Below are 23,362 nucleotides of genomic sequence, written 5' to 3'. Positions count from 1 at the left end.
GCTAAAAAACAAAGCCAGTCAAAGGGATACGTGAATCAAATCACACATTTCCTGAAGAAAAATAGAGCAAACAATAAGCAACTTGGTTGTTTTGTATATATGTTACACAATCAAATAACCAATGCTTTCCAACAATATAAATGAACGTTCTTTAAAATCGACCATTGAACTGAGGTTATCTATGAATCTTTCTGCTAAAACCGTTGTGGTTATTGCAATCGGTGCTGCTCTTTACGGCATCGGTGGCTTACCTATGTTTGGCATCCCTGTGTTTGCAAACACAACGCTAAAACCAGCCATGGCAGTATTAGCATTGTTCTCAGTACTATTTGGCCCACTTGTTGGCTTTTTGGTTGGTTTTATTGGCCACTGGGTCACTGACCTATTCGCAGGTTGGGGCGTATGGCTCACTTGGGTACTTGGTTCAGGTATTGTTGGTTTGATTATCGGTCTATTCCCTTCTCTAACGCGCTACCGTTTAGAGAAAGGCGATTTCAATATGAAAGACTTCGCGTTATTCGTAGTACTTGCACTATTAGGCAACGTATTTGGTTACGGTTGCTCTGCATTCCTCGACACGATTTTATACGCAGAACCGTTCACTAAAGTGTTTACCCAGCTTTCTATTATCGCGATCGGTAACACCATTCTTATTGCTATTGTTGGCTTCTTCATTCTTAAGTCTGTCGCTAAACGTAACAAGCAAAGCCGTAACTTAACAGAGGCTTAATGTCGAATGACAATCGAATTTTCTAACTTCTCTTTTAGATATGAGTCGCTGGACAAACCGACGCTAAAAAATATCAATCTAAGGATAGAGAAAGGAGAGAAAATCGTCATTATCGGTCCAAGTGGTAGTGGTAAATCTACCCTTGGGCAATGTCTTAACGGACTGATCCCACACGCAATCAAAGGGGAAACCAGTGGAACATTGACCATCAATGGTCAAGACACCGCCCCTTTCGACATGCACCAATACACTGAACAAGTTGGCACCGTACTGCAAGATACGGACAGCCAATTCGTCGGTTTGAGCATTGGCGAAGACATCGCATTTGCGCTGGAAAACCAGCTAACTTCTAACATCGACATGTACCCATTGGTCAAAGCTACGGCCAAAATGGTCGACTTGGAACAGATGTTAGATCGCTCTCCCCACGATTTATCTGGCGGACAGAAACAGCGTGTTTCTTTGGCGGGCATTCTCGTCGATGACGTCGATATTCTTTTGTTTGATGAACCACTAGCTGCGCTTGACCCTAAAACGGGTAAAAAAACCATCGAGATCATCGATGAGCTACACCGCGAAACAGGCAAAACCATCGTAATCATTGAGCATCGTCTTGAGGACGTTCTGCATCGCTCAATTGACCGTATTATCTTGATGGAAAGCGGCGAAATCATTGCCGATACAACGCCAGATGAAATTTTAGCGTCGCCTCTGCTAGAAGATTACGGCATCCGCGAACCGCTTTATATTTCGGCTCTGAAAGAAGCAGGCTGCGCGATTGAGGGCGATGCAAAACCTTCTAGCTTAACCACATTACCGTTAGAGCAATATAAACCAGCAGTACAAGCATGGTTTGATGGTTCAACAGCACAACCACCTAAAACGCCAGCCGAGACTTTGCTTGAAGTCCGTGGCCTCACCTATTCTTACGACGGTGAGAAAAACGCGTTAGAAGACGTGAGTTTTGACATCAAGCGTGGCGAGTTTGTCTCTGTACTTGGCAAAAATGGCTCGGGTAAATCGACCATCACCAAACTGATTATGGGCGTTATTGAAGCGGATAGCGGCTCAATGAGCATGAATGGTCAAGATCTTAACGAACTGACCATCTTCGAGCGCAGCCAGAAAGTGGGCGTGGTGATGCAAAACCCGAATCACATGATTTCCCATCACATGATTTTTGACGAAGTGGCCTTCGGCCTCCGTAATCGTGGCATTGAAGAGAAACAGATCGAAGCTAAAGTACTTGAAGTCCTTGAGCTGTGCGGTTTGAGCAAATACCGTCACTGGCCAATCGAAGCATTGAGCTACGGCCAGAAAAAGCGCGTAACCATTGCTTCAATTTTGGTCTTGGAACCAGAGCTTCTGATCCTTGATGAACCGACGGCAGGTCAGGACTACCGGAACTACACGTCTATGCTGAGTTTCATCGAAAAGCTCAATCGCGAGTTGGGCGTAACCGTGATGATCATCTCTCATGACATGCATTTAGTGCTGGAATACACTACGCGCTCTATCGTGATTGCAGACAGTAAATTAGTCGCGGATGCACCAATGACGCAGGTATTCAGCAGTCCAGAGCTACTGGACCAAGCGAACCTCACCACAACAAGTCTGTTTGAGTTGGCAACGAAAGTTGGCATCGAAGACACCAATGGCTTTATGCAGCATTTTATCAATGTAGAAAAAGCGCACCGCCAACAAAAAAGAGGCGAAGTAAACCAACCAGAGAAAGCAGTGGCATGAAAGACATTAAGATGAAGTTTGGTATCAACTACATCGATACCCAATCGCCACTTCATAAATTGAATGGCATTACTAAGTTCTTGCTTTTCATTGCCTGGGTAACGGTGGTGTTGACCACGTTTGACTTACGAATCATTGCACTGTTGATCGTGCTTGGTTTGGGCTTGTTGAAAATGACCAAAGTGCCATTTCATGTCTACAAACCGCTTTTACTGGGTACAGGCACGGTATTGCTGATCAATGCCCTGTTTATGTTCGCGTTAGCGCCGCAACAAGGTACTGAGTTCATGGGCTCATCAACGGTTTTACTCTCGTTACCCGGTAATTACTCGCTCACTCAAGAGACGTTGTTTTACCTAGTAACAGTGACGTTGAAATACTTCAGCATGTTCCCAATCGCGTTAGTGTTTGTATTTACCACTCACCCGACGGAGTTTTCAGCCAGCTTGAACCGCTTGGGTGTGCCTTACAAAATCGCCTATGCCGTGAGCTTAACGCTGCGCTACTTGCCGGAAGTGAAAAAGGACTTTGTTAACATCATGCACGCGCAACAAGCACGCGGAGTAGAACTGAGTAAGAAGGCTCCGTTGTTCACTCGTATGAAGAATGTGGCGAAGATTCTTGGCCCTCTGATTTTCTCTAGTTTGGACAGAGCAGACCAAATCTCAAACGCGATGACGCTACGTGGTTTTGGCCGTCACTCATCTCGCACCTGGTACAGCCTAAAACCCCTGACCAAACCCGATATGATCTGCATGGCGGGGATTGCAGTGATAGTGATTGCTGCGATCAGCAAGCGTGTTATGGACACACAACTGTTCTGGTATCCGTTTTAAATTCTGAAGCTTCAAACTGAACATAACGTGGTTAGTGTTGTGACCACGTTATGTTTCCCTCTTTCCCCTCGATAACCCGCTCATTAGCCTCTTGCTTGCAGGTGCTCAAAATAGGCGTGTAATCTCAGCGGCTCGTTGATGTGCCAGAAAGTTGCTTATTTAAGCGACCAACATGAACTAAACTCATCAGTTTTATCAGGGGCTTAATGATCAACTGTGCGCTGCCTACGATGAACAGCCAAGTCCCGCTTTCAATCAACGAATCATTCAAAAAGAAAAAACTACCAATTAAAAACCAAATAGCTATGAGCAGATCGTTGGCAGCACCTAACGCCTCATAGCGACGTTGAATAACGACGTGACGGTTTCCTAGATCTAAATCCAACTCCCTGCCATGTACCTGCACTGTAAAACCCTCCTTAGTGTTTCGACTCATGTTGTACCCGAGTAATTTCAACATACTTAGGTATAAAACCCTAACGGACTCAATAGATATGTACAACCATAGAGGAAACAACATGAAGATAAAGAAAGGGGTGCCTAAGCACCCAATTCAATGAAGCTACTAACAGTAATTAACTTCTATTACTAGATAGTAAGTACCAACTTAGCTCCACTTTAATAAGCGGGTCTCATTGCCCTCTTCTGGCTTCGCTGGAATATTAAGTGACAGCAGTAAGCTCACAGCCGCCATACCTGCACCGATGTAAAATACACTAGCAGGAGAAACCAGCCAAATCACACCAAACGTAACAGGTATCACAACCGCCGCAATATGGTTGATAGTAAACGCAACCCCAGCGGTCGACGCCATATCGGCAGGATCGGCAATTTTTTGGAAGTAGGTTTTGATAGCAAGCGCTAGCGCGAAGAACAAATGATCGACAACATACAATGCAGCAGCCCACTCCGCGGTTTGCACCAAACCATAACCGACGAATACGAAGATCAAACCGACGTACTCAAACATCAGCGCTTTACGCTCACCAACAACGCCGATGAAGCGGCCGATTCGCTTCGCAAACAAGAAGTTAAAGACATAGTTGATCAAAAACAGCAAGGTAATGTCTGCGGCAGAGTAGCCAAACTTCTCTACCATCAAGAAGCCAGCGAAAACCGTGAAAATCTGACGGCGAGCACCACTCATAAACGTGAGCGCGTAGTACAACCAGTAACGTTTACGCAGAATGAGCTTCTTGTTTTGAGGCACTTTTGTTTTAAATTGAGGGAAAGCGAATGCCATCACCAAAATAAGCACAAAACCTAGGCCACCAGCCATTAAGTAGACCGTTTTAAAATCAAGTTTGAGCTGTTCGAGCGAAACCCAAATCGCACCGTAGGTAAACAGAGAAGCCAAAGCCCCAACAGAAATAAATTTACCCAGCATTTCCGGGGCTTCTTCTTTCGATAGCCATTGTAAAGACAAAGACTGCTTTAGTGTTTCAAAGTAGTGGAAACCGGTGGACATTAACAAGGTGGTAAAAAGTAGACCGTACAAAGTGGGAAAATAACCTGTTAATGCCGTACCAAGCGTAAGCATCGCCAAAGAGACGAGCATAAAGCGTTGTTCACGGATAAAAAGTAAAACGAATACCGCGGTGAAAGCGAGAAAGCCAGGTACTTCCCTAACACTTTGAAGTAAACCGATATCAGCGCCATCAAAGTTCGCTTTCTCGATAACAAAGTTGTTCAACAACGCCATCCAGGTAGAAAAAGCAATGGGCACGATAATGGAAATTAACAGGAGGAAATTTTGCGGCGTTCTCCAGCCTTGCGATGAGGTAGTCATGATGTTTCCTTTAAATATGAAGGCATCATCATAGCTTCAAATGTAACAAATTCGCAATATCATTATTATTTTCAGCCCAAACCAAGCAGATATGGCATAGGGATATTGTTATGAAGATAAACATCGCACTCAATTCCTTGGCTAAGCGCGATGTTGAAATATCGAGAGAAATAGGTAGAAACGCCAGTGATGAGGCTCAGTAACTTAATCGATATTCTTTACTGTTAGACGATTCTTAAATTCAAACACATGTTCTGGACACACATCCAAACAGCGGCCACAGCTGATGCAGTTTTGATCCATAACTCGACGATCCCCCTCTTTCAATGGTTGTCGAAGCACCTCAGGTTCTGGACAGACGTAAAAGCAATCCATGCATTTGGTGCAATCCTCGCGGCGAACAGCGGTAACGCGCAACAGGCTTTTTCGGCCTATCACCCCATAGATAGCACCCAGTGGACATAAGTGCCCACACCACCCATGCTCAACCAAAAGTAAATCCAGTACGAACACCAGGGCGATCAACATCCAACCTGCGCCCATACCAAACACCAATCCGCGATGCAATGCCGCCACTGGATCTAACCATGTCCAAAGAATCGCGCCAGACAGAGCACTACCCAACATCAAAACAGGGATCAGCCAATAACGAATAGTAGGAGACCAACGATAGCTCGCTTTAATGTTGAGCTTTCTGCGCAGCCAAGCCGCCAAATCTGTCACGACATTTAACGGGCACACCCACGCACAAAATGCGCGCGGCGCTAAAATCGCGTAAAACACCACGACAATCACTACGCCTAACAGCGCATTAAACTCCGGAACATGCCCTGTCGCCAAAGCTTGAAGCAAAATTAACGGGTCACTTAACGGCACTGCATCGAGCAACATACTCGATGAGAGGTTACCAGTTAGAGCCCCTAATGTCGGCCCAGCCATAAACAGCGCAATGATGGTGAGCTGGCATAGTCTGCGTAAAATCAAAAACCGATGCGCGCGCCACCAGCCAAGCTTTTCAACCGCTTCTTTGCCAGCATTTTGAGCTAAGTTCTTTGCCATTACTTACCTCCTTTTAGCGATTCAAGCGCACCTTCCGGCACAGGCGTCTCACTAGGGAGGATATTTTCGAGTGGTTTGTCGATCTCTTTCCAACCAAAATTGTAGTGACTGCCCACTTTGCCTTTCGCCAAATCCGTCGGGACGACTTTAATAGCAGCGACATCCAACACGCACGCTTGTTCGCACTTACCGCATCCGGTACACACTTCGGAATTCACTGTTGGGATAAGTTTGGCGTGATAACCGGTTCGGTCGTTGTGAACCATCTCTAACGTGATGGCTTCATCAATCAGCGGACAAACGCGATAACAAACGTCGCATCGTAATCCTTGCCAGTTAAGGCAAGTTTCATGGTCAATAAGAACCGCTGTACCCATTCGAGCATCATCAATATCGGTTAGTTTCGGATCCAGCGCCCCACTCGGACAAGCGACAACACAAGGAATGTCTTCGCACATTTCGCAGGGAATATCGCGTGCAGTAAAGTAAGGTGAGCCTGTCGCGACGGGTGAAAGTAATGTCGCAAGTTTCAATGTTTCGTAAGGGCATGCTTGAACACACAAGCCACATCGAATACAGGCTGATTCGAAATCGCCTTCTGGCAAAGCACCGGGTGGGCGAATAGGCACACCTTTCGTTTCTCGAGCTTGGCTTTGCAGCGATTGTAAGCCCAACACACACGCCGCTGCGCCAACGCCTGCCGCAGTTCGGACAGTATCACGCAAAAATCGACGCCGACTTTGCGATGTTTTAGACTGAGAGGATTTCATGCTATTTCCTCAACGAAACTCCTTTATCAAGTTAAGCATAAATAGCGCTAAACGTACCTCTTCCCCATACCTCATAAGAGGTAACTCCACCCTCAATTGATTCAAGTCAACTGATGTACAGTGCCGTCGTCACAGTTTGAATAATTCCATTTATTTCCTCCAACATGAAATTCACCACGATACTCTGCCGTGCACGCCATTTTCAGTACAATAATTCAACACCTTTGCAATCTATTCGCTAAATTCAAAGATAAATGACTACTAAAATTTAGAAAAATATCGCTATAACAACCTAATTTAAAAGGTGTTTATCTCTCAAACCTCAAAAAATACTATCCAAAATAAGGAACTGTGGTTAGATTGAAAATTAATACTAAAAAGCGAAGGAGAGAAGCATGGAAATTATCGTACGTCCAACAACCGTTGAAGACGCAGCGGCACTCGTAGAAATCTATTCACAACCAAAAGCACAACGTGAAACCCTGCAACTCCCAAAACCTTCGCTCGCAATGTGGGTAGAACGATTGTCAAATATGCCCGCTGGCGTTTACAGCTACGTCGCTGAAATCGATGGTAAAGTAGTGGGTAACATTGGCTTTCATCACTCGCAGCGTCCAAGAACGGCGCACACGGCCGCGTTTGGTATTGGCGTTCACGACCAGTTTCACGGCCTAGGCGTGGGAAGTAAGTTAATTGAAACCATCATCGAGTTGGCGGATAACTGGTTGAATGTAAGACGCATCCAGTTAGAAGTTAATGCCGACAACGAGACCGCCATTGGCCTGTACAAAAAGCATGGATTTCAAATTGAGGGCGAAGCGATTGATGGCTCCTTCCGAGATGGCGAGTTCATCAATACCTATTACATGGCACGTATCAGGCCAAGTAAAAAGTAAATCAAAGCCTCCTAATTGGAGGCTTTTCTTTTTAAACTTCTACTCACTTTCGTAAGTGAGCCAGCGCTCTGCGAGTCAATGCTTCTGTGTAAGGATTGATCTTCCAGTGATCGGGGCTCCAACCTTTCACAAATCGTTGAAAGTCAGCCCACGCAACCGCAAACAAAGGACGCCATTCGCGCTCGACTTCATTGGGGTCGAGATTCGGCTGATAAACCATTAACGCCTGTTGCAACTGAGCAAAATACGTGTCCAAAACCCAAACTTCCATCTCTGCACAACGTTCTGGCTTGACGGCGCTGCTCATGAACAGTGCTACGTCTTTCATCGCACAACCATGTCCAACGTATTGAAAGTCGACCGCAGCAACGCTTGATTCTTCTCGATCAAAACAGAAGTTAGCCAATTTGGCATCACCGTGTACAAGCGTCTTGAACTTGGCTTGCGAAAGCGTTTGATCAATTAATTGAGCGGCATTTTTTAGCTCGGTGTCTTGCAGCACCTCAAGCTCATCAGGTCTGGTTGCCAAGTGCCAATACGTGCCGATATGCCACAGCTTATCCGAGCGAACACCGATGTAACGCGCATGAAAGTTCGCCAACCAAGCAAGGCAGGCTCGTAGATGCTCTAGCTTTGCATCGGTGATGACTTTTGGAAAGCCCGCCTCGGCGAGGTCTTCCATCACAATTAGCCATTCATTCTCCGATTGGAATGTTTTTAGACCTTGTGGTACTCGGCAGCGAGTGCTCACCTCTCTGGAAAAATGCGTATACCAATTCACTTCCACCTGATAAGAGTGCAGCTTTCTTTGGTGAGATCGGTCAGTATTCCAACCTCTTGGATGCTCTGAAGGCTTAGGGAGTTTTACATGCTTAATGATCACCGAACAAGTTGAATAAGTAACTCGGACTAACTCACCATAGCCTCCCCATAGCGATTGTATGACTTCTACCGATTGATAATTCCCGAGCTTTAGCTCCTGGCCAATGCTTTGGTAACGTTGGTGGTTGTCGTTCATCATCATGCAAGCAGATGTGACCACGCTTGGTTTTTCTCCATATAATGAATGACATATGGACAGACTGGTTTGATTTGATAACCGAGTGCCTCAATTTCTGGCAATACCGCTTCCATCATCACTTTTCCGTACCCTTTACCTCGTAATGCTTCAGGAACTACGGTTGATGTGATGTGCATGACATTATTCTCAAGCTGATAAACCACCTTGGCTTTATAACCTTGTTCTAAATCAACCCAAAATGTGTTGTTTTCAACTTCATGAGTTACTTTATGCATATCTTGCTCTCTAATTTTTGTTACGGATTGATTGAATCAAACTATATCACTGAATAGAATCAACACCATGCGGAAGTGCTCTGTCACTTCACGCCCTTACCTTCTCAAATCAGGTACGACAATAATAATGAGAAATATGAGCCCTACTGCCAGAGACGGCAAACTACCTCTGCAAAGCAAGAAGGCACCCGAACGTCAGGCAAGTACACTAAATAGCACCGATGCAATGGCAATGGTCGAACATGGCAGTGAAGTAAGTTTAAACGTCACGACACCTGTTGGTACCAAGTTTATTACAACCAGCACATTTGTCGGCTGTCACTCAAATAATACCGCATTGATAGAGGTTCCGAACATCTCCGATGAGGACTTGAAATTCTATTTTCAAGAAGGCTTTTGGATCAATGTAAAAGCGTACTCTCATCGAGGGGAAGGTGCTGTCATTCCATTTCGGGCGCAATTGCAGCACCGACTCGGCGACCCGTATCCAATTTTAGTGCTAAGTCTACCTAACACCATGCAGGTCTTTCAGCTTCGTAAAGAAGTACGTTACGAAGTGAATTTGAGAGCGCGCGTTTGTTTAGAAGCCTATCGAACTGAATGCGAGATAAGAGATTTATCTCGTAGTGGGTGCCGCTTTGTGACATCACCAATGAGCCGACCACTTCAGGTTGGTGATCGCGTTTCATTGGACCTAACCATGCCCGGTGAAAGCCACATGCTCGCGCCATTGCGAGGTCGTATTTGTAACTTACAAAAATCGACACACCATGCTCGCTATGGAATGGAGTTTGATGAGGTTGGTAAAACCAACGCTAAAAGTCTCCTGAGTCACCTAAAATTTGATGGGACTAAACTAACACTAAAAAGGTAGCTTTGATAACGAGCACCAAGCATCGGCCAGTTTTGATACCCGGAAAACAAGAAACCCCTTACTGTAAAGTAAGGGGTTTTGTTTACTAAGAATAAGGCAGAATCTTAGATAACAGTTTCGACTTAGAAGTCGTAACGTAGACCTAGCGCTAGCTCATCTTTTTCATCAGCACCTTCGTTATCCATTAGATCGAAGTTGTATGATGCGTAGCCACGGAAGTTAGGCTTGAAATAGTAAGTAACATCAACAGCTAGGTTTTCTACAGTATCAGCATCTTCTAGCTCACCTTTGTTGAACGTAGAAGTAAATACAGTTTGACCCATAGTGTATGATGCAGCTAGTTCGTAGCCTTTGTAATCCGCAGACTCACCTGCAACATCCACGTCTGCGCCTGTGTAGTTACCAGCGAAGTAGAAATCACCTACAGAGTATGCAGCAGCAAGCATGAACTCATCACTATCGTTTTGGTCTGCATAACCAGCACCTAGTTCAATACCAGTATTAGCAAATGCGTAGATACCAGATAGAGAGAAGCCATCTTCCTCGTTGTCTGTAAAACCTTTTGCATCTGTTGTGCGATCAGCAAAGCGGTAGCTAGCACGTACAGCTAGTTGCTCGAATTGGCCTTTGTAAGAAAGCATGTTGTCTGTACGGTCAGATACAGGCAGTTTAAGTGCTGCAGTGTTACCGTGGTAAGCCATAATATCGGTAAAGTCAGTAAGAACGAATAATGCACCGTCGTTTTTACCGTAAGTTACTTCACCGTATTTACCGCCTAGGCCTGCGTAAGCGTAACGAGTTTCAAGATCACTGTTGTTATCTACGGCACCTTCTTCTTTTGTTTCGAACTCACCTTCCCAAAAACCAACACCGTATAGGTTTTCATTGATTTCCTGTTTGCCTAGGAAGTTAAGACGGATGCGAGTACGGTCTTTTGCCTTACCATCAATCATAGAAAGACGCGCTTCAGCGCGGCCGCCCATCTCAAGAGAAGTGCCATCTTGGTTGTATAGTTCTGAAGCGACAACTTGAGATCCTGATGCCATTAGCGCCACTGCTACAGCTAAAGTTTTTAATTTCATTGTTATTTTCCATATCATTGTTTTATATGTATTTTCTCACCAGAAAAACAGGACTTTTCTGTACCAACGAGAAAACTGGCGGCATAGTAGCAGCTGTTATTTTTCACGCAACGCGTTGAATAAACAGCACTTATAGAAGAAAACACCAAGTAAAATGACGATATGAATACCTCTCAACCATCAAGTTATCGGTTGAGGTAAAAAAATCGTTCGCGTCAAAAAAAATTTGACGCAAAAAATATAAAAACAATCTCATTATATGTGATTTTGCTCGCACAATATTTTCACTAAATGACTGTTTTGGATAGACTTCCTGATTTTAAATCAGTTTCTCACAAACAAAAAAATCCCCAAGCAATAGCTCAGGGATTTATACATTTTGTTAGGCGAATAGCGAATTAAAGCTTAAAGAAGCTCAATTGCTCTTTCTGCTTCTCTGCAAGTAATGAAAGCTCAGTACTCGCGCTTGCGCTTTGACTAATACCCGCCACATTCTGGTTAACCAGTTCAGACATGTTAACCACGTTGCGGTTGATGTCTTGAGTGACTTGAGACTGCTCTTCGGCTGCGGTTGCCACTTGCGTGTTTGAATCGTTAATGTTGGCTACCGACTCGGTAATACCAACCAATGCCTCATTCGCTTGCTGCGTCAGTTCGTTGTTACGACTCAGCATGTCTAGGCTGACTTGCATGCTGTCATTCGCAAGCCCAGACTGCGCTTGAAGTTCTTCAATAATCGTTTGGATCTCTTGAGTCGAGTCTTGCGTGCGTGCCGCGAGCATACGTACTTCATCCGCAACAACCGCAAAACCACGACCAGACTCACCAGCACGCGCTGCTTCAATCGCAGCGTTCAATGCGAGTAAGTTGGTCTGCTCAGAGACACCGCGAATCACTTCAATAACGTCGTTGATCTGAACCGACTGCTCTTTTAAACGCAGTACCACTTGCGCTGCATCGTTCAATGCCTGAGACATCTGTGCGCTTGCTTCTGCACTCTCTTGGAAGATAGCCAGACCTGATTGCGCAAGACCATCAGCTTCGCGAGCTGTCGAATCCGCAGACGTTGCGTTATCGCTCACGTTGTTTGCCGTGCTAGCAAGTTCATTAACAGCCGATGCAACTTGTTCGATCTCAGCTAGCTCTAGCTGAGCATTCGCTTCTGCTTGCGTCATTACTGCGGCAAGCTCAGTCGATGCCGAGGCAACCTCTTCACTGATGCGAGTTAGCTGGTCGACCGTGTTATAAAGCTGTTCTGCTGTTTGGTTAACATCTTTGCTCAGCTTCGCAATTTCGTTATCACCGTCTACATCTGCGCGAACTGATAAGTTGCCCATTGCCAACTGACGCATCACTTCTTGAAGTTTTTGAATAGGCGTAACAATCATGCCTGATAAGATCCACGCCCCCACCAATGAGAACGCAAATACCGCAAGAACTGTCAGCATAGCGTTGTTTTGTACACGCTCATTCTGTTGATGGCTTCTTATGGTTGACTGCTCTGCTTGGTCATTCACATGCTTCGACAGAGTATTGATTTGTTGAACCATTTCTCGGCCAACATTACGGTACTCTTTAATGAATGCACGGTACTCACTGTCCGACTTCAAGCCTTGATCGTACTGGTTAAAGAAAGCCACTGAGCGCTCTGAATATCGAACATAGGCTTCGATCGCTTGGCGAACTTTAATCGCATCTTCACGAAACAGATTACGAGCTTCAATCGCACTTAAATCAGCTTCAACCTGCTTTAAGCCTTCTTTCAATTCATTAAGAAAATTTTCACGACGGGAAGCGTCGTAGATAGCGTAAACCGCTGTAATACGAAGTGGATAAATTTCATCGTCAATACGCGCCAAAGTGTCTTTATGGAAAACCAAAGACTCTTGGTTGGAAGCAATAACATCTTGCTCAGCTTGAAGATTGTTTTTAGTAATCCACAAAGCAATAAACAAAACAATCGCGGTAAATAATACCGGAACCAAAATTTGCGTTCGTACTGACAAATTTTTCAGTGATAACTGCATGACTGGACCTCAGTTGTATGCGTGATGCCTATATCCAAACGAACTCAAGCAACTCTCAATACTGAAGCTGCATTTCGGTTATTTGAATATCTATGCTTCCTTGCGACGGGAAAGTTCCCAGACGAATAAACAAGTGGCGAATATTAGAGGTCGATCACACTTTTGTCTAGTACAAAAAGTCCCCATTTTCAATCTGTTATTGACAATATCCCGACAGTAGTGTCGGGATATTGTCGTTATGATAAATTGTGATCACTTATGATGAGATACATTCACATTTAGGGCGGTTTTAGGCTATTTTCTCAACGAATTGAGCTTAGCTTGAGCAAGGCCAAAAATCGTATCTATTGGATAAGAACCTTCATCGGTTGGCTCACCGGCGACTTTCCCCGTGAACAGCTCGATGGCTTCAGTGACATGATCAATCGCCCAAATATTAAACTCACCTTTTTCTACTGCTTTCACGATGTCGGAACGGAGCATCAAGTTATGAACATTAGATTGCGGGATAATGACCCCCTGCCCTTCATGACGACCTTTAATCACACACACATCGTAAAAGCCTTCAATTTTTTCGTTCACACCACCAATCGGCTGAGCTTCACCAAACTGATTCATCGAGCCTGTAATCGCAATGTCTTGTCGGTTTGGTTGCTTTGAAAAAGCAGACACTACAGCACATAGCTCAGCCATGCTGGCACTATCACCGTCGACACCACCATAAGATTGCTCAAACGTAATCGTTGTGGTTAATGGTACTCGCGCCGTTTTACCAAACACGGAAGACAAGTAGGCCGATAGAATCATCACGCCTTTAGAGTGAATACTGCCGCCCAAATCCACACTGCGTTCGATATCGATAACATCCCCATCGCCGTAACACGTCGTCGCGGTGATGCGATTCGGCACGCCAAACATGTAGTCGCTGGTACTTAATACCGAGAGGGCATTCACTTGACCGATAGCCTTCCCTTCAGTGCGAATCAAGGTTGTACCGTTGACAAACGTTTCCATCACATTGTCGCGTAATCGGCTCACTCGCATTTCTTGGTTCTTGAGCGCCTCTTCCACATGACCGATACGGATCATGTTGGAGTTGGCTTGACGAGCAACGTAGTTTGACTCACGTAATAAATTCGCAATATTGGCAGAGTGGAGTGATAGCTTGGTTTGATCACCAGACAAGCGTGAACTGTATTCGATAATCCGTCCCATGGACTTTCTATCACAGTGCAGCATATTGTTGTCGTTCACGACGCTAGAAATAAAGCGCGCATAGTGCAGTTCCGACTCTGGCGTTCGCTTCATCTCATCTTCAAAATCCGCTGTCACTCTGAACAATTCACTGAACTCTGGATCGTAATGCTGCAGCAATTGATAAGTTCGGTAGTCACCAAACAGAATGATTTTAATATCGAGCGGGATAGGCTCGGGATCGAGTGATACCGCCCCTGTCAATGTCACTTCTTTTTCTAGGGAGGTAAAGCTCAATTGACGAGCACGCAGTGCGCGCTTCAAACCATCCCAAACGTAAGGCTGTTCAAGCACTTTCTGTGCATCCATTAGCAAAACGCCGCCATTCGCCTTATGCAAACTCCCCGCACGAATCAGCGAAAAGTCGGTAAATACGGTTCCCTTGAAAGTGGCTGTCTCAATCGAACCGAAGAGCGAATGGTAATTGGGGTTTTCTTCAACAACGATAGGAAAGTCACTGCTGTTGCGGCTTACCAAGACGTTCACTTTATAACGACGTGGCAATTTTTTATCCAACGACGCCGTTGCAATTTCGCCTTGCTCACCACTTTGATCAAGGAAGATATCTGCGTTTTCAACAATATCTTTTTGCAGCTCAGTTAAGTACGTTTTGATTTCAGAATATTCCGCGTAATCCACTTTGAGCTTTTTAATGAAGTGAGTAATCACATCGAGCGTCACTTCATCATTAAGCTTTTTGATTTTGTCGCTGTAAGTTTCCTCCCACTCTGTGAGTTCACGGACCATCGAACGTAATCGTACTTCGAGTTCATCAATGGCATCGCTGAACTGCTCTTGCTCTTTCTTACTTAGTGCATCAAAAGACTCTTCCGTATGAAGCTCATCACCATTCATGGCAACAAACTGATAATCGCCTTGTGTGGTAAGCGTCAAGCTAATGCCTTTCTCTTTTGCCTCTCGGCTAATGCGGTCCAGTTCGTTTTGTTGCTTCGCCGCTAATTGGTTTTTTAATCGCTCAGCGCGGCTAAAGTACATTTCATTGTCGAACGCTAGGGGTAAAGCATTCAGTAGTTTGCCCATTAAGGCTTCAATATCAACACGTAACTTATTCCCGATACCACAAGGCAGCTTCAATACCTTGGGTGTACGGGTATCTTCAAAGTTCGCAACGTAACACCAATCAAACAAGGCTGCTGCATCGTGCTGGTGACGATTCAGATAGCGCAGGATCATGGTGCGTTTACCTAGCCCATTCTGACCAATGGCGTAGATGTTATACCCTTTCTCTTTGATGGACATCGCAAACTCGACCGCTTTTTGCGCGCGCTCTTGGCCCACAATCTCATCAATTGGAGGTAACTCCTTGGTCGACTTACATGGCATATTCTCTAGATCTGCTACAGAATATAGCTGCTTAGCTTCCAATCTTAGTATTGCCATATCCACTTCCTTTTTTCTTATTTTCGTCATTTGAGTGTAGAGATTATTTGCTTAATTTTAAGTGATTTACCTTCCACCCTAGTTTGATTGAACATTTTATGAGCACAAAAGTGATATCAATACGCACTTGCAATTGATAATCAATTTCATTTAATATCAAAACAAATCAACTCTTGTGGAGATGGACATGAATATTGAGCAATGCTGGATGCGCTACTTGAAAGCAGAGCAATTGATGGAACAAGGCCACTGGCCCGAGGCACATCGTTTATACGACGATGTACTCAGCAATCTACCCAACCACATTCATTCGGCGCTCGAAAATGCTCAAACCAAACCTTGTCAGTTTGTCTGTCTCATCACCGGGCTTAGAGATGTGTGCGTCGCACAATCGGAGATTCTCAACAAACTCGGATTACAGAACGATGCTTTTTCAACACTCAATCAAACGTACGCACTATTCCAATTCTTGCAACTAGAGAATCATGAACTTATTGAGCGTGTGGGTCATTTACTTGGTCAACAAAGTGAAAACTTGTTAGCTCATATGGCGGCATTTTGCTCTGCTCAACGTAATGCTCAATGGATGATTGAGCTAGACCATGTAACGCGCGCGCATGAGCAGTTTTTGCATTTGCAAGCGATGAGTTCGGCAAAGTCTTCGCCTTCTCACCTGTACAATTAATCTAGAATCCAAGCAATGAGGTCTGCCAGACTTCGCGCTTCCCATTGCTTGTGTTTCATTTGCTTTATCAACCACAAGGATCTGTGATGTCTTCTAAAACCATTCTTTCGGTGAATAACCTATCGGTCAGCTTTACGACAAACGATGGGATCGTCGATGCAGTAAAGAATGTTAGCTTCGATTTAAAAGCAGGCGAGACGCTTTCCATCGTTGGGGAGTCTGGGTCTGGCAAGTCAGTATCAACCAATGCACTGATGAAACTATTGCCAGACAACGCTATTTTGCATACGAACTCATCCATCATGTTTGAGGGTAGCTCCATCTTGGATAAAGCGGAGCGTGAAATGCAAAGCATTCGCGGTGATCGTATCGGTATGATTTTTCAGGAGCCGATGACCTCACTGAACCCATACATGCGGGTGGGGATCCAAGTTGCTGAGGCCATCATGTGCCACCGTCCAGTGGATAGACGGAAAGCCAAAGCGAGAGTGTTAGAGCTGTTTGAACTGGTTCACATGCCAGAGCCAGAGAAAGCGTACAGCAAATATCCGCACGAGTTTTCTGGCGGTCAGTTGCAACGCATCATGATTGCAATGGCACTGATTAACGAACCCGATATTTTAATTGCCGACGAACCAACCACCGCGTTAGATGTCACGGTTCAAGCAGAAGTGCTGCACCTGATTAAAGAAATTCAGGCTCAGATGGGCATGGCGATACTTTTTATTACTCATGATTTAGGCGTTGTAAAACACTTTGCCGACCGTGTCATTGTGATGTGTAAAGGGGAAGTCGTCGAAGAAGGCGAAACGCAAACACTCTTCGAAGACCCAAAGCACGAATACACACGTATGCTGATCAACTCTATTCCAAAAGGCAGTAAGGACCCTATTAGCGAGAGTGCTACACAACTATTAAAAGCTGACGATATACGAGTCAAATTCTTGATAAAGTCGCATTTTATTGCCAGTAAAAATGAGTACTTCGAAGCCGTAAAAGGCATTTCTCTTGAGCTCAAACAAGGCGAAACACTCGGGATTGTTGGGGAATCCGGTTCAGGTAAGTCTACCCTCGGCCGCGCATTGATAGGCCTCCTGCCATCCACAGGTAAAATAGAATATAAAGGCCAAGATATGGCTTTGCTAACAAACAAAGAACGTTTTGAGCTGAAAAAAGACGTTCAGATGGTGTTCCAAGACCCTTATGGTTCGCTTTCTCCTCGTATGACTATCGGTGAGATCATCACAGAAGGATTAACTGTCCACCAGCCCATGTTGAGTAAAAAAGAACGTATGCAGAAAGCACGCGACGTGCTTCGAGAGGTTCGCTTAGATCCCGCGTCCATCAACCGTTATCCGCACGAGTTTTCGGGAGGCCAGCGTCAGCGTATTGCTATCGCGCGAGCACTGATCCTTGAACCTTCGTTTATTTTGCTTGATGAGCCGACCTCTGCATTGGACCGCTCGGTTCAACTGACTGTGATTGATCTCCTGAAAGATTTACAGAAAAAGCATAACATTGGCTACTTGTTTATTAGCCACGATCTATCAGTCGTCAAAGCTCTTTCTGACCGTGTTCTTGTCATGCAAAAAGGCGAGGTCATGGAGCAAGGTACAGCCGAAAATATTTTCCAAAACCCTAAAAATGACTACACGAAAAAGCTGATAGATGCCTCATTTGATCTTGAAAACAGTGAAAATCAGCACAATGCGGCTTAGGTTCATCACAGTTTCATATTCATAAACTAGGATTAAGAAAAGGTGATGATTTCATCTTGTCTTAAGAATGGCGTAGCTGCCTTTCGGTTTGGCCGCCGAGACTGGTTGGTTCAAGAGTCAGACTTAGTCAACCTGACTCACATACTGGCAAACAGTATGAATTGAGTTCCCCCAACCATGAAAAATGCCGCGACAGTGTCGCGGCATTTTTTATTCTCAGAAGCTGAGAGTAACTAGGGCATTAAATCGACTCAATACCCATATTATGTAACGTAAATGCATACACGTCTGTGGTGAGGTCAATTTGCTTACTCAGCGGCATCCCTGCACCATGACCAGCATTGACATCAATGCGTATCAATACTGGATTAGCACCTTGCTGCTTGTCTTGCAGCTCCGCAATAAACTTGTACGAATGTGCTGGAACCACACGATCGTCGTGATCGGCGGTTGTCACCAATGTCGCAGGATACTGCACGCCTTCTTTTACATTGTGAACAGGAGAGTAGCCAAGCAAGTATTGGAACATCGCTTCGCTTTGCTCAGAGGTGCCATAGTCATACTTCCAGCCTTCTCCAGACGTAAACGTGTGGTAACGGAGCATATCAAGCACACCTACGGCTGGCAGCGCCACCTTAAATAACTCAGGACGTTGCGTCATACACGCACCAACCAACAAGCCGCCATTTGAACCACCACGAATCGCTAGACGCTCGGAGCTAGTGTAGTCGTTTTCAATCAGGTATTCCGCCGCCGCAATAAAGTCATCAAATACGTTTTGCTTTTGCTGCTGAGTGCCTGCGTTGTGCCAAGCTTTACCGTATTCACCGCCGCCTCGCATGTTGGCGACAGCGTAAATACCACCCAATTCCAGCCAGTTGGCCACATTGCCAGAAAACATCGGAGTGAGGCTGATGTTAAAACCGCCGTAACCATACAGCATGGTTGGCGCACTGCCATCAAGCGCGATGCCCTTCTTGTATGAGATGATCATCGGAACTTGCGTGCCATCTTTTGAGGTGTAGAACACCTGTTTTGATTCATACTCACTGCGATCGAATGGCGCTTTTGATTCTTGAAACAGCGTCGATTCACCAGACTCAACATCAAATGAGAAGATCGTCGGTGGCGTCACGTAGTTAGTAAAGGTGTAATACAGCGTGGTTTCTTCTTTTTTACCCGCTAGACCATAAGCCGTACCCTCTCCCGGCAGTTCAACATCTCGAATCCACTCACCTCGGTAGTTAAACTGCTGCACTTTAGAAAGAACATCCACCATATAAGTCGCAAACAGATAACCGCCACCTTTGCTAATTTCTAACGGCTGTTCTTGTTCAGCAATCACGTCAGTCCATCGTTCTGTTTGGGTGTTATAGCTGACAACTTTGCCGTTCGGCGCATCTAGGTTGGTGTAGAGCAGCAAGGTTTCGTCTTGACTATCAATCAAGTAGGTGTCGCCTTGCGTTGTATCACGAAGCGTCACAATCGCTTGGGACTCAGACTGTAAATCGATATAAAACAGACGATTACCCGATGTGGATTCTGCGCCAGAAATAATGAGGAAGCGATCGTCCGTCGTCGTGGTACCAGACACATAACGATGAACCTGCGTATCCAACTCACCGAAAATCACTTTATCTTCAGACTGAGGTGTACCAAGTTCATGATAATAAAGCTTGTGATGTTCAGTTCGCGCAGATAACTCACTGCCTTGCGGCTTATCGTAACTTGAGTAATAGAAGCCTTTGCTGCCCAGCCAAGAAATCGACGTAAACTTTGCATCCACAATCTCAGGCTCTAACTGTTCTTTGGTTTCCGCATCAATAACAAAGATCTTGCGCCAATCACTGCCCCCTTCCGAGATGGAATACGCGACCAAACGATAATCTTTAGAGAAGCTAACTTCGCCAAGAGAGGTCGTGCCCTCTTCAGAGAACGTATTTGGATCAAGGAAAACCTCGGCTTCTCCCTCGCCTTTACGGCGATACAATACGCTTTGGTTTTGCAAACCGTCGTTTTTGTAGAAATAGGTGTAGTCACCACGTACAAATGGTTGGGAATATTTTTCGTAGTTTTGGCTGTTTGCGACCAAGTCACGAATCTGTTGGCGGTACGGGATCTGACCAAGAAAATCGAATGTTACCGAGTTTTGACCCGAAACCCATTGTGCGGTTTCTTCGCTGCGATCATTTTCTAACCAGCGATAAGGGTCGGCAATGTCGTGACCAAAGTAAGTGTCCACGACAGAATCTTTACGTGTTTTTGGGTAATGCATAACGTCCGTGTTACTCCGTTGTTTTTATTAAGTTGTTTATTTTCATATCGTTTTATTGCGGTGATTACCTTAGAGCACCTAATATTGATTTCAACGACATTATTTTAAATCTATGAAGAACCTAGAAATAATGAGATATCGTTAAGTACCGTTCACGAATGTGCTCAATAAGCAGCTTCACTTTATTTGGTGGTTGACGAGTAAACGGGTACACCGCATAGATACCCAACTTCTTACCCACTAGTTCAGGAAAAATATCCACCAGTTGACCATTGCGAATATCGTGATACACCAAACAGCGCGGGACGTAAGCAATACCATGGCCGCCCAAAGCGGCTTTACGTAATGCGGTCGCGTTATCAGTAGAAAAGCAGCCCGATACTTTGACGATGTAATTTCCGTCTTCGCCTTTAAACTCCCAGTCTGTTGCGCCCGTGGTTTGGTAAGCGTATTGCAGACAATTGTGTGTAGTGAGATCAATAGGCTCGATCGGCTTCCCATTTTTAGCGATATATGAGGGGGACGCGCACACCACCCATTGAGAATCGAGAATATGTCGAGCAATTAAGCTGGAGTCCGCTAGGTAACCGGTTCGAATGACCAAATCATAACCATCAGCAACCAAATCGACAAAGCGGTTATCCAATGACATGTCCACGGTCAGACCCGGATGAAGGTTACAAAATTCGGCAACAGCATCAGCAAGTATCAAATCTCCAGAGATACACGGCACGGACATTTTTATGTGACCGCTCACATTCTCTCCAAAGCCTGCAACAGCGTCCATAGCCTCCTGAGTGGCCTGCTTCACATTTTTAGCACTGTGGAGTAACACCTTACCTGCTTCGGTTAAGGTCAATTTACGCGTTGTTCGATATAATAGCTGCGCCCCTATCTCTTCCTCCAACCTTGCCATTCTTTTGCTAACTACCGAATTTGTAAGGTTATTTGCCTCTGCAACCTTACTAAAACTGCCCAGTTCGATTACTTGAGAAAATAGGATTAAGTCGTCTGCTCTCATACGATTATGTCACTTTTGGAATTAATTATTTTCATTATTTCCCTATATCAACAAAAAATAAAGGAGTAAATTCACGCCAAATTAACAAAACCATTACAACAAAAAGTCACCTCTACAGCGGATTGACACCGTTCGAGAAGTCAGCGTACGAAGGATGTACAAATGAGTGAAACCCTACTTGCCCTAGTGGCATTTTCGCCAATTGTTGTTGCCGCCATCTTATTGGTTGGTCTCAACTGGCCTGCTAAAAAAGCCATGCCTGTTGCGTTCGGTTTAACCGTCGCTATTGCCCTAATGTTTTGGGATATGTCAGCCAATCGCGTACTGGCTTCTGTATTCCAAGGGCTAGGCATTACTGTCTCTGTTCTATGGATCGTGTTTGGTGCCATCTTCTTGCTCAACACTTTAAAACACACTGGAGCGATCACCACTATCCGTAATGGATTTACCGATATTTCAGCTGACCGCCGTGTGCAAGCCATCATCATTGCTTGGTGTTTTGGCTCATTCATTGAAGGCGCATCAGGGTTCGGTACCCCGGCAGCAATTGCTGCACCATTACTGGTTGCAATCGGCTTCCCTGCGCTAGCCGCTGTCCTAATGGGCATGATGATTCAGTCAACGCCTGTTTCATTCGGTGCGGTGGGTACGCCAATCATCGTGGGTGTAAACAAAGGTTTAGACACCCATAACATCAGTGAGTCTTTGACTGCACAAGGCGCAACATGGGAAATGTACCTGCAAGATATCACCGCGCACGTTGCTGTGATTCACGCTGTTGTAGGTACGATGATCCCTGTATTAATGGCGATGATGTTAACACGTTTCTTCGGCAAGAACAGAAGCTGGAGTGAAGGTCTGGATATTCTACCATTTGCTTTATTCGCAGGCGTCTCTTTCACTGTGCCATACGCGTTAACCGGTGTGTTCTTGGGCGCAGAATTCCCTTCACTAATCGGTGGTTTGGTTGGTCTTTCTATTGTTGTTACCGCAGCGAAAAAAGGCTTCTTAGTACCAAAGACTAAGTGGGATTTCGAAAGCGAAGACAAATGGCCTGCTGAATGGCTGGGCTCGCTAAAAGTCGATCTAAACGACAATCCAGGCAAACCAATGAGCATCGTAAAAGCTTGGGTACCATATGTAATGCTGGCAGTAATTCTCGTCGCAAGCCGCGTAAGTCCGGAACTGAAAGGCTTTGTACAAAGCGTAAGTTTGTCGTTCAGCAATATTCTTGGTGAGACTGGTGTGAGCGCCGCTATTCAGCCGTTGTACCTGCCAGGCGGCATTCTGGTGTTTGTCGCACTGCTTGCCGCAATGCTACAAAGTGGCAGCGCAAAACCATTGCGTGAAGCGTTTGGCGAGTCAAGCAAAACACTGATTGGTGCGGGCTTTGTCTTGGTATTTACCATCCCGATGGTTCGTATCTTCATCAACTCTGGCATTAACGGCGCTGACCTAGCAAGTATGCCGGTCACAACAGCGAACTTTGCCTCTGACCTTGTCGGTTCTGCGTTCCCAGCACTGAGTGCCACTGTTGGTGCGCTGGGTGCTTTCATCGCTGGCTCAAATACGGTTTCAAACATGATGTTCAGCCAGTTCCAATTCGAAGTCGCACAAACACTGTCTATTTCGAGTGTGATTGTTGTGTCGCTTCAAGCCGTTGGTGCTGCCGCAGGTAACATGATTGCGATTCACAACGTTGTTGCCGCATCAGCCACCGTAGGTTTACTTGGTCGTGAAGGCGCAACATTGCGTAAGACGATTATCCCTACGTTCTACTACATTGTAATGACGGGCATTATTGGTTTGGTGTTGATTTACGGCCTCCAAATGACAGATGTCTTGATGAAGTAACGCGAAACGCAGGGTTTGTAGCCCTGCCAAATTTGACACAGCTGTCAGC

19 protein-coding genes are annotated in these 23,362 nt (G+C 45.2%); 8 read left to right on the top strand and 11 right to left on the bottom strand.

What is annotated here, in order from left to right; all coding sequences use genetic code 11:
• The first annotated feature begins 181 nt into the window (after window positions 1-181).
• Genes LIX84_RS11415 through LIX84_RS11405 form a run of 3 tightly spaced genes read left to right on the top strand, consistent with a single transcriptional unit; the run spans window position 182 to window position 3,312 of the window.
• On the top strand, window positions 182-730 hold the full coding sequence (locus LIX84_RS11415) for an ECF-type riboflavin transporter substrate-binding protein (protein ID WP_005375133.1): 549 nt from the start codon (window positions 182-184) through the stop codon (window positions 728-730).
• A gap of 6 nt (window positions 731-736) precedes the next feature.
• Complete coding sequence (locus LIX84_RS11410) at window positions 737-2,476, top strand: ABC transporter ATP-binding protein (RefSeq protein ID WP_226421337.1); 1,740 nt, start codon at window positions 737-739, stop codon at window positions 2,474-2,476.
• The gene (locus LIX84_RS11405) at window positions 2,473-3,312 is read left to right on the top strand and encodes an energy-coupling factor transporter transmembrane component T family protein (protein ID WP_226421336.1); all 840 of its coding nucleotides are present in this window, start codon (window positions 2,473-2,475) and stop codon (window positions 3,310-3,312) included. Before LIX84_RS11410 ends, LIX84_RS11405 begins: the two co-directional genes overlap by 4 nt.
• Window positions 3,313-3,436: 124 nt before the next feature.
• Here LIX84_RS11405 and LIX84_RS11400 read toward each other — a convergent pair whose 3' ends face one another.
• The 4 genes from LIX84_RS11400 to napG form a co-directional block, all read right to left on the bottom strand.
• A complete protein-coding gene (locus tag LIX84_RS11400) occupies window positions 3,437-3,748 on the bottom strand; it encodes a YrhK family protein (RefSeq protein ID WP_043884592.1) in 312 nt (103 codons plus the stop codon).
• A 171-nt stretch (window positions 3,749-3,919) separates the two neighbouring features.
• Window positions 3,920-5,101, bottom strand: a complete 1,182-nt coding sequence (locus LIX84_RS11395; RefSeq protein ID WP_005394895.1) for an MFS transporter — start codon at window positions 5,099-5,101, stop codon at window positions 3,920-3,922.
• 204 nt (window positions 5,102-5,305) lie between these two features.
• Entirely contained in the window at window positions 5,306-6,160 is an 855-nt protein-coding gene (gene napH / locus LIX84_RS11390) for a quinol dehydrogenase ferredoxin subunit NapH (protein WP_226421335.1), read from the bottom strand.
• Entirely contained in the window at window positions 6,160-6,930 is a 771-nt protein-coding gene (gene napG, locus LIX84_RS11385; protein ID WP_006741942.1) for a ferredoxin-type protein NapG, read from the bottom strand. Before napG ends, napH begins: the two co-directional genes overlap by 1 nt.
• 395 nt (window positions 6,931-7,325) lie before the next feature.
• Between napG and LIX84_RS11380 the strand changes: the two genes are divergently transcribed.
• Complete coding sequence (locus LIX84_RS11380; RefSeq protein ID WP_164665886.1) at window positions 7,326-7,826, top strand: GNAT family N-acetyltransferase; 501 nt, start codon at window positions 7,326-7,328, stop codon at window positions 7,824-7,826.
• A 43-nt stretch (window positions 7,827-7,869) separates the two neighbouring features.
• Here LIX84_RS11380 and LIX84_RS11375 read toward each other — a convergent pair whose 3' ends face one another.
• Window positions 7,870-8,844, bottom strand: coding sequence for an ecdysteroid 22-kinase family protein (locus LIX84_RS11375; RefSeq protein WP_301579098.1), 975 nt, complete (start codon window positions 8,842-8,844; stop codon window positions 7,870-7,872).
• Window positions 8,845-8,846: 2 nt separating this feature from the next.
• Complete coding sequence (locus tag LIX84_RS11370) at window positions 8,847-9,122, bottom strand: GNAT family N-acetyltransferase (RefSeq protein WP_006741945.1); 276 nt, start codon at window positions 9,120-9,122, stop codon at window positions 8,847-8,849.
• Between the two features lie 127 nt (window positions 9,123-9,249).
• Here LIX84_RS11370 and LIX84_RS11365 point away from each other — a divergent pair, with 127 nt between their 5' ends.
• A complete protein-coding gene (locus LIX84_RS11365) occupies window positions 9,250-9,996 on the top strand; it encodes a flagellar brake protein (RefSeq protein ID WP_443083699.1) in 747 nt (248 codons plus the stop codon).
• Between the two features lie 122 nt (window positions 9,997-10,118).
• On the opposite strand, the gene LIX84_RS11360 is transcribed toward LIX84_RS11365, so the two are convergent.
• From LIX84_RS11360 to LIX84_RS11350, 3 genes are all read right to left on the bottom strand, one after another.
• On the bottom strand, window positions 10,119-11,078 hold the full coding sequence (locus tag LIX84_RS11360) for a porin (protein WP_226421333.1): 960 nt from the start codon (window positions 11,076-11,078) through the stop codon (window positions 10,119-10,121).
• 398 nt (window positions 11,079-11,476) lie between these two features.
• Window positions 11,477-13,105 carry a methyl-accepting chemotaxis protein gene (locus tag LIX84_RS11355; protein WP_005394881.1) on the bottom strand — a complete coding sequence of 543 codons (1,629 nt, stop codon included), beginning with the start codon at window positions 13,103-13,105 and terminating at the stop codon, window positions 11,477-11,479.
• Window positions 13,106-13,399: 294 nt separating this feature from the next.
• On the bottom strand, window positions 13,400-15,760 hold the full coding sequence (locus LIX84_RS11350; RefSeq protein WP_226421332.1) for a Lon protease family protein: 2,361 nt from the start codon (window positions 15,758-15,760) through the stop codon (window positions 13,400-13,402).
• Window positions 15,761-15,947: 187 nt separating this feature from the next.
• Between LIX84_RS11350 and LIX84_RS11345 the strand changes: the two genes are divergently transcribed.
• Both LIX84_RS11345 and LIX84_RS11340 read left to right on the top strand, forming a co-directional pair.
• A complete protein-coding gene (locus LIX84_RS11345) occupies window positions 15,948-16,445 on the top strand; it encodes a hypothetical protein (RefSeq protein WP_226421331.1) in 498 nt (165 codons plus the stop codon).
• 86 nt (window positions 16,446-16,531) lie between these two features.
• Complete coding sequence (locus LIX84_RS11340) at window positions 16,532-18,163, top strand: ABC transporter ATP-binding protein (protein WP_226421330.1); 1,632 nt, start codon at window positions 16,532-16,534, stop codon at window positions 18,161-18,163.
• Window positions 18,164-18,404: 241 nt separating this feature from the next.
• On the opposite strand, the gene LIX84_RS11335 is transcribed toward LIX84_RS11340, so the two are convergent.
• Both LIX84_RS11335 and LIX84_RS11330 read right to left on the bottom strand, forming a co-directional pair.
• Window positions 18,405-20,438 carry a prolyl oligopeptidase family serine peptidase gene (locus LIX84_RS11335; RefSeq protein WP_226421329.1) on the bottom strand — a complete coding sequence of 678 codons (2,034 nt, stop codon included), beginning with the start codon at window positions 20,436-20,438 and terminating at the stop codon, window positions 18,405-18,407.
• 121 nt (window positions 20,439-20,559) lie between these two features.
• Window positions 20,560-21,459: a LysR family transcriptional regulator gene (locus tag LIX84_RS11330; protein ID WP_226421328.1), complete on the bottom strand. Its 900-nt coding sequence runs from the start codon at window positions 21,457-21,459 to the stop codon at window positions 20,560-20,562.
• A gap of 162 nt (window positions 21,460-21,621) precedes the next feature.
• On the opposite strand from LIX84_RS11330, the gene LIX84_RS11325 reads away from it, so the two are divergent.
• The gene (locus tag LIX84_RS11325; RefSeq protein WP_226421327.1) at window positions 21,622-23,313 is read left to right on the top strand and encodes an L-lactate permease; all 1,692 of its coding nucleotides are present in this window, start codon (window positions 21,622-21,624) and stop codon (window positions 23,311-23,313) included.
• The last annotated feature ends 49 nt before the right edge of the window (window positions 23,314-23,362 follow it).

Source organism: Vibrio sp. E14 (genome assembly GCF_020515785.1).
GTDB classification, from domain to species: Bacteria; Pseudomonadota; Gammaproteobacteria; order Enterobacterales; family Vibrionaceae; genus Vibrio; species Vibrio diabolicus.
The sequence above is the reverse complement of the archived record's forward strand: the minus strand, read 5'-3'. Positions and strand labels throughout refer to the sequence as shown.

What these genes read in the sequence shown, in the direction of transcription:
- LIX84_RS11400 (WP_043884592.1), bottom strand. Translation starts at nt 3,748, where the DNA reads ATGAGTCGAAACACTAAGGAGGGTTTTACAGTGCAGGTACATGGCAGG.
- LIX84_RS11375 (WP_301579098.1), bottom strand. Translation starts at nt 8,844, where the DNA reads ATGAACGACAACCACCAACGTTACCAAAGCATTGGCCAGGAGCTAAAG.
- LIX84_RS11415 (WP_005375133.1), top strand. Translation starts at nt 182, where the DNA reads ATGAATCTTTCTGCTAAAACCGTTGTGGTTATTGCAATCGGTGCTGCT.
- LIX84_RS11350 (WP_226421332.1), bottom strand. Translation starts at nt 15,760, where the DNA reads ATGGCAATACTAAGATTGGAAGCTAAGCAGCTATATTCTGTAGCAGAT.
- LIX84_RS11330 (WP_226421328.1), bottom strand. Translation starts at nt 21,459, where the DNA reads ATGAGAGCAGACGACTTAATCCTATTTTCTCAAGTAATCGAACTGGGC.
- LIX84_RS11370 (WP_006741945.1), bottom strand. Translation starts at nt 9,122, where the DNA reads ATGCATAAAGTAACTCATGAAGTTGAAAACAACACATTTTGGGTTGAT.
- LIX84_RS11365 (WP_443083699.1), top strand. Translation starts at nt 9,250, where the DNA reads ATGAGAAATATGAGCCCTACTGCCAGAGACGGCAAACTACCTCTGCAA.
- napG (WP_006741942.1), bottom strand. Translation starts at nt 6,930, where the DNA reads ATGAAATCCTCTCAGTCTAAAACATCGCAAAGTCGGCGTCGATTTTTG.
- LIX84_RS11345 (WP_226421331.1), top strand. Translation starts at nt 15,948, where the DNA reads ATGAATATTGAGCAATGCTGGATGCGCTACTTGAAAGCAGAGCAATTG.
- LIX84_RS11395 (WP_005394895.1), bottom strand. Translation starts at nt 5,101, where the DNA reads ATGACTACCTCATCGCAAGGCTGGAGAACGCCGCAAAATTTCCTCCTG.
- LIX84_RS11360 (WP_226421333.1), bottom strand. Translation starts at nt 11,078, where the DNA reads ATGAAATTAAAAACTTTAGCTGTAGCAGTGGCGCTAATGGCATCAGGA.
- napH (WP_226421335.1), bottom strand. Translation starts at nt 6,160, where the DNA reads ATGGCAAAGAACTTAGCTCAAAATGCTGGCAAAGAAGCGGTTGAAAAG.
- LIX84_RS11325 (WP_226421327.1), top strand. Translation starts at nt 21,622, where the DNA reads ATGAGTGAAACCCTACTTGCCCTAGTGGCATTTTCGCCAATTGTTGTT.
- LIX84_RS11335 (WP_226421329.1), bottom strand. Translation starts at nt 20,438, where the DNA reads ATGCATTACCCAAAAACACGTAAAGATTCTGTCGTGGACACTTACTTT.
- LIX84_RS11410 (WP_226421337.1), top strand. Translation starts at nt 737, where the DNA reads ATGACAATCGAATTTTCTAACTTCTCTTTTAGATATGAGTCGCTGGAC.
- LIX84_RS11405 (WP_226421336.1), top strand. Translation starts at nt 2,473, where the DNA reads ATGAAAGACATTAAGATGAAGTTTGGTATCAACTACATCGATACCCAA.
- LIX84_RS11340 (WP_226421330.1), top strand. Translation starts at nt 16,532, where the DNA reads ATGTCTTCTAAAACCATTCTTTCGGTGAATAACCTATCGGTCAGCTTT.
- LIX84_RS11380 (WP_164665886.1), top strand. Translation starts at nt 7,326, where the DNA reads ATGGAAATTATCGTACGTCCAACAACCGTTGAAGACGCAGCGGCACTC.
- LIX84_RS11355 (WP_005394881.1), bottom strand. Translation starts at nt 13,105, where the DNA reads ATGCAGTTATCACTGAAAAATTTGTCAGTACGAACGCAAATTTTGGTT.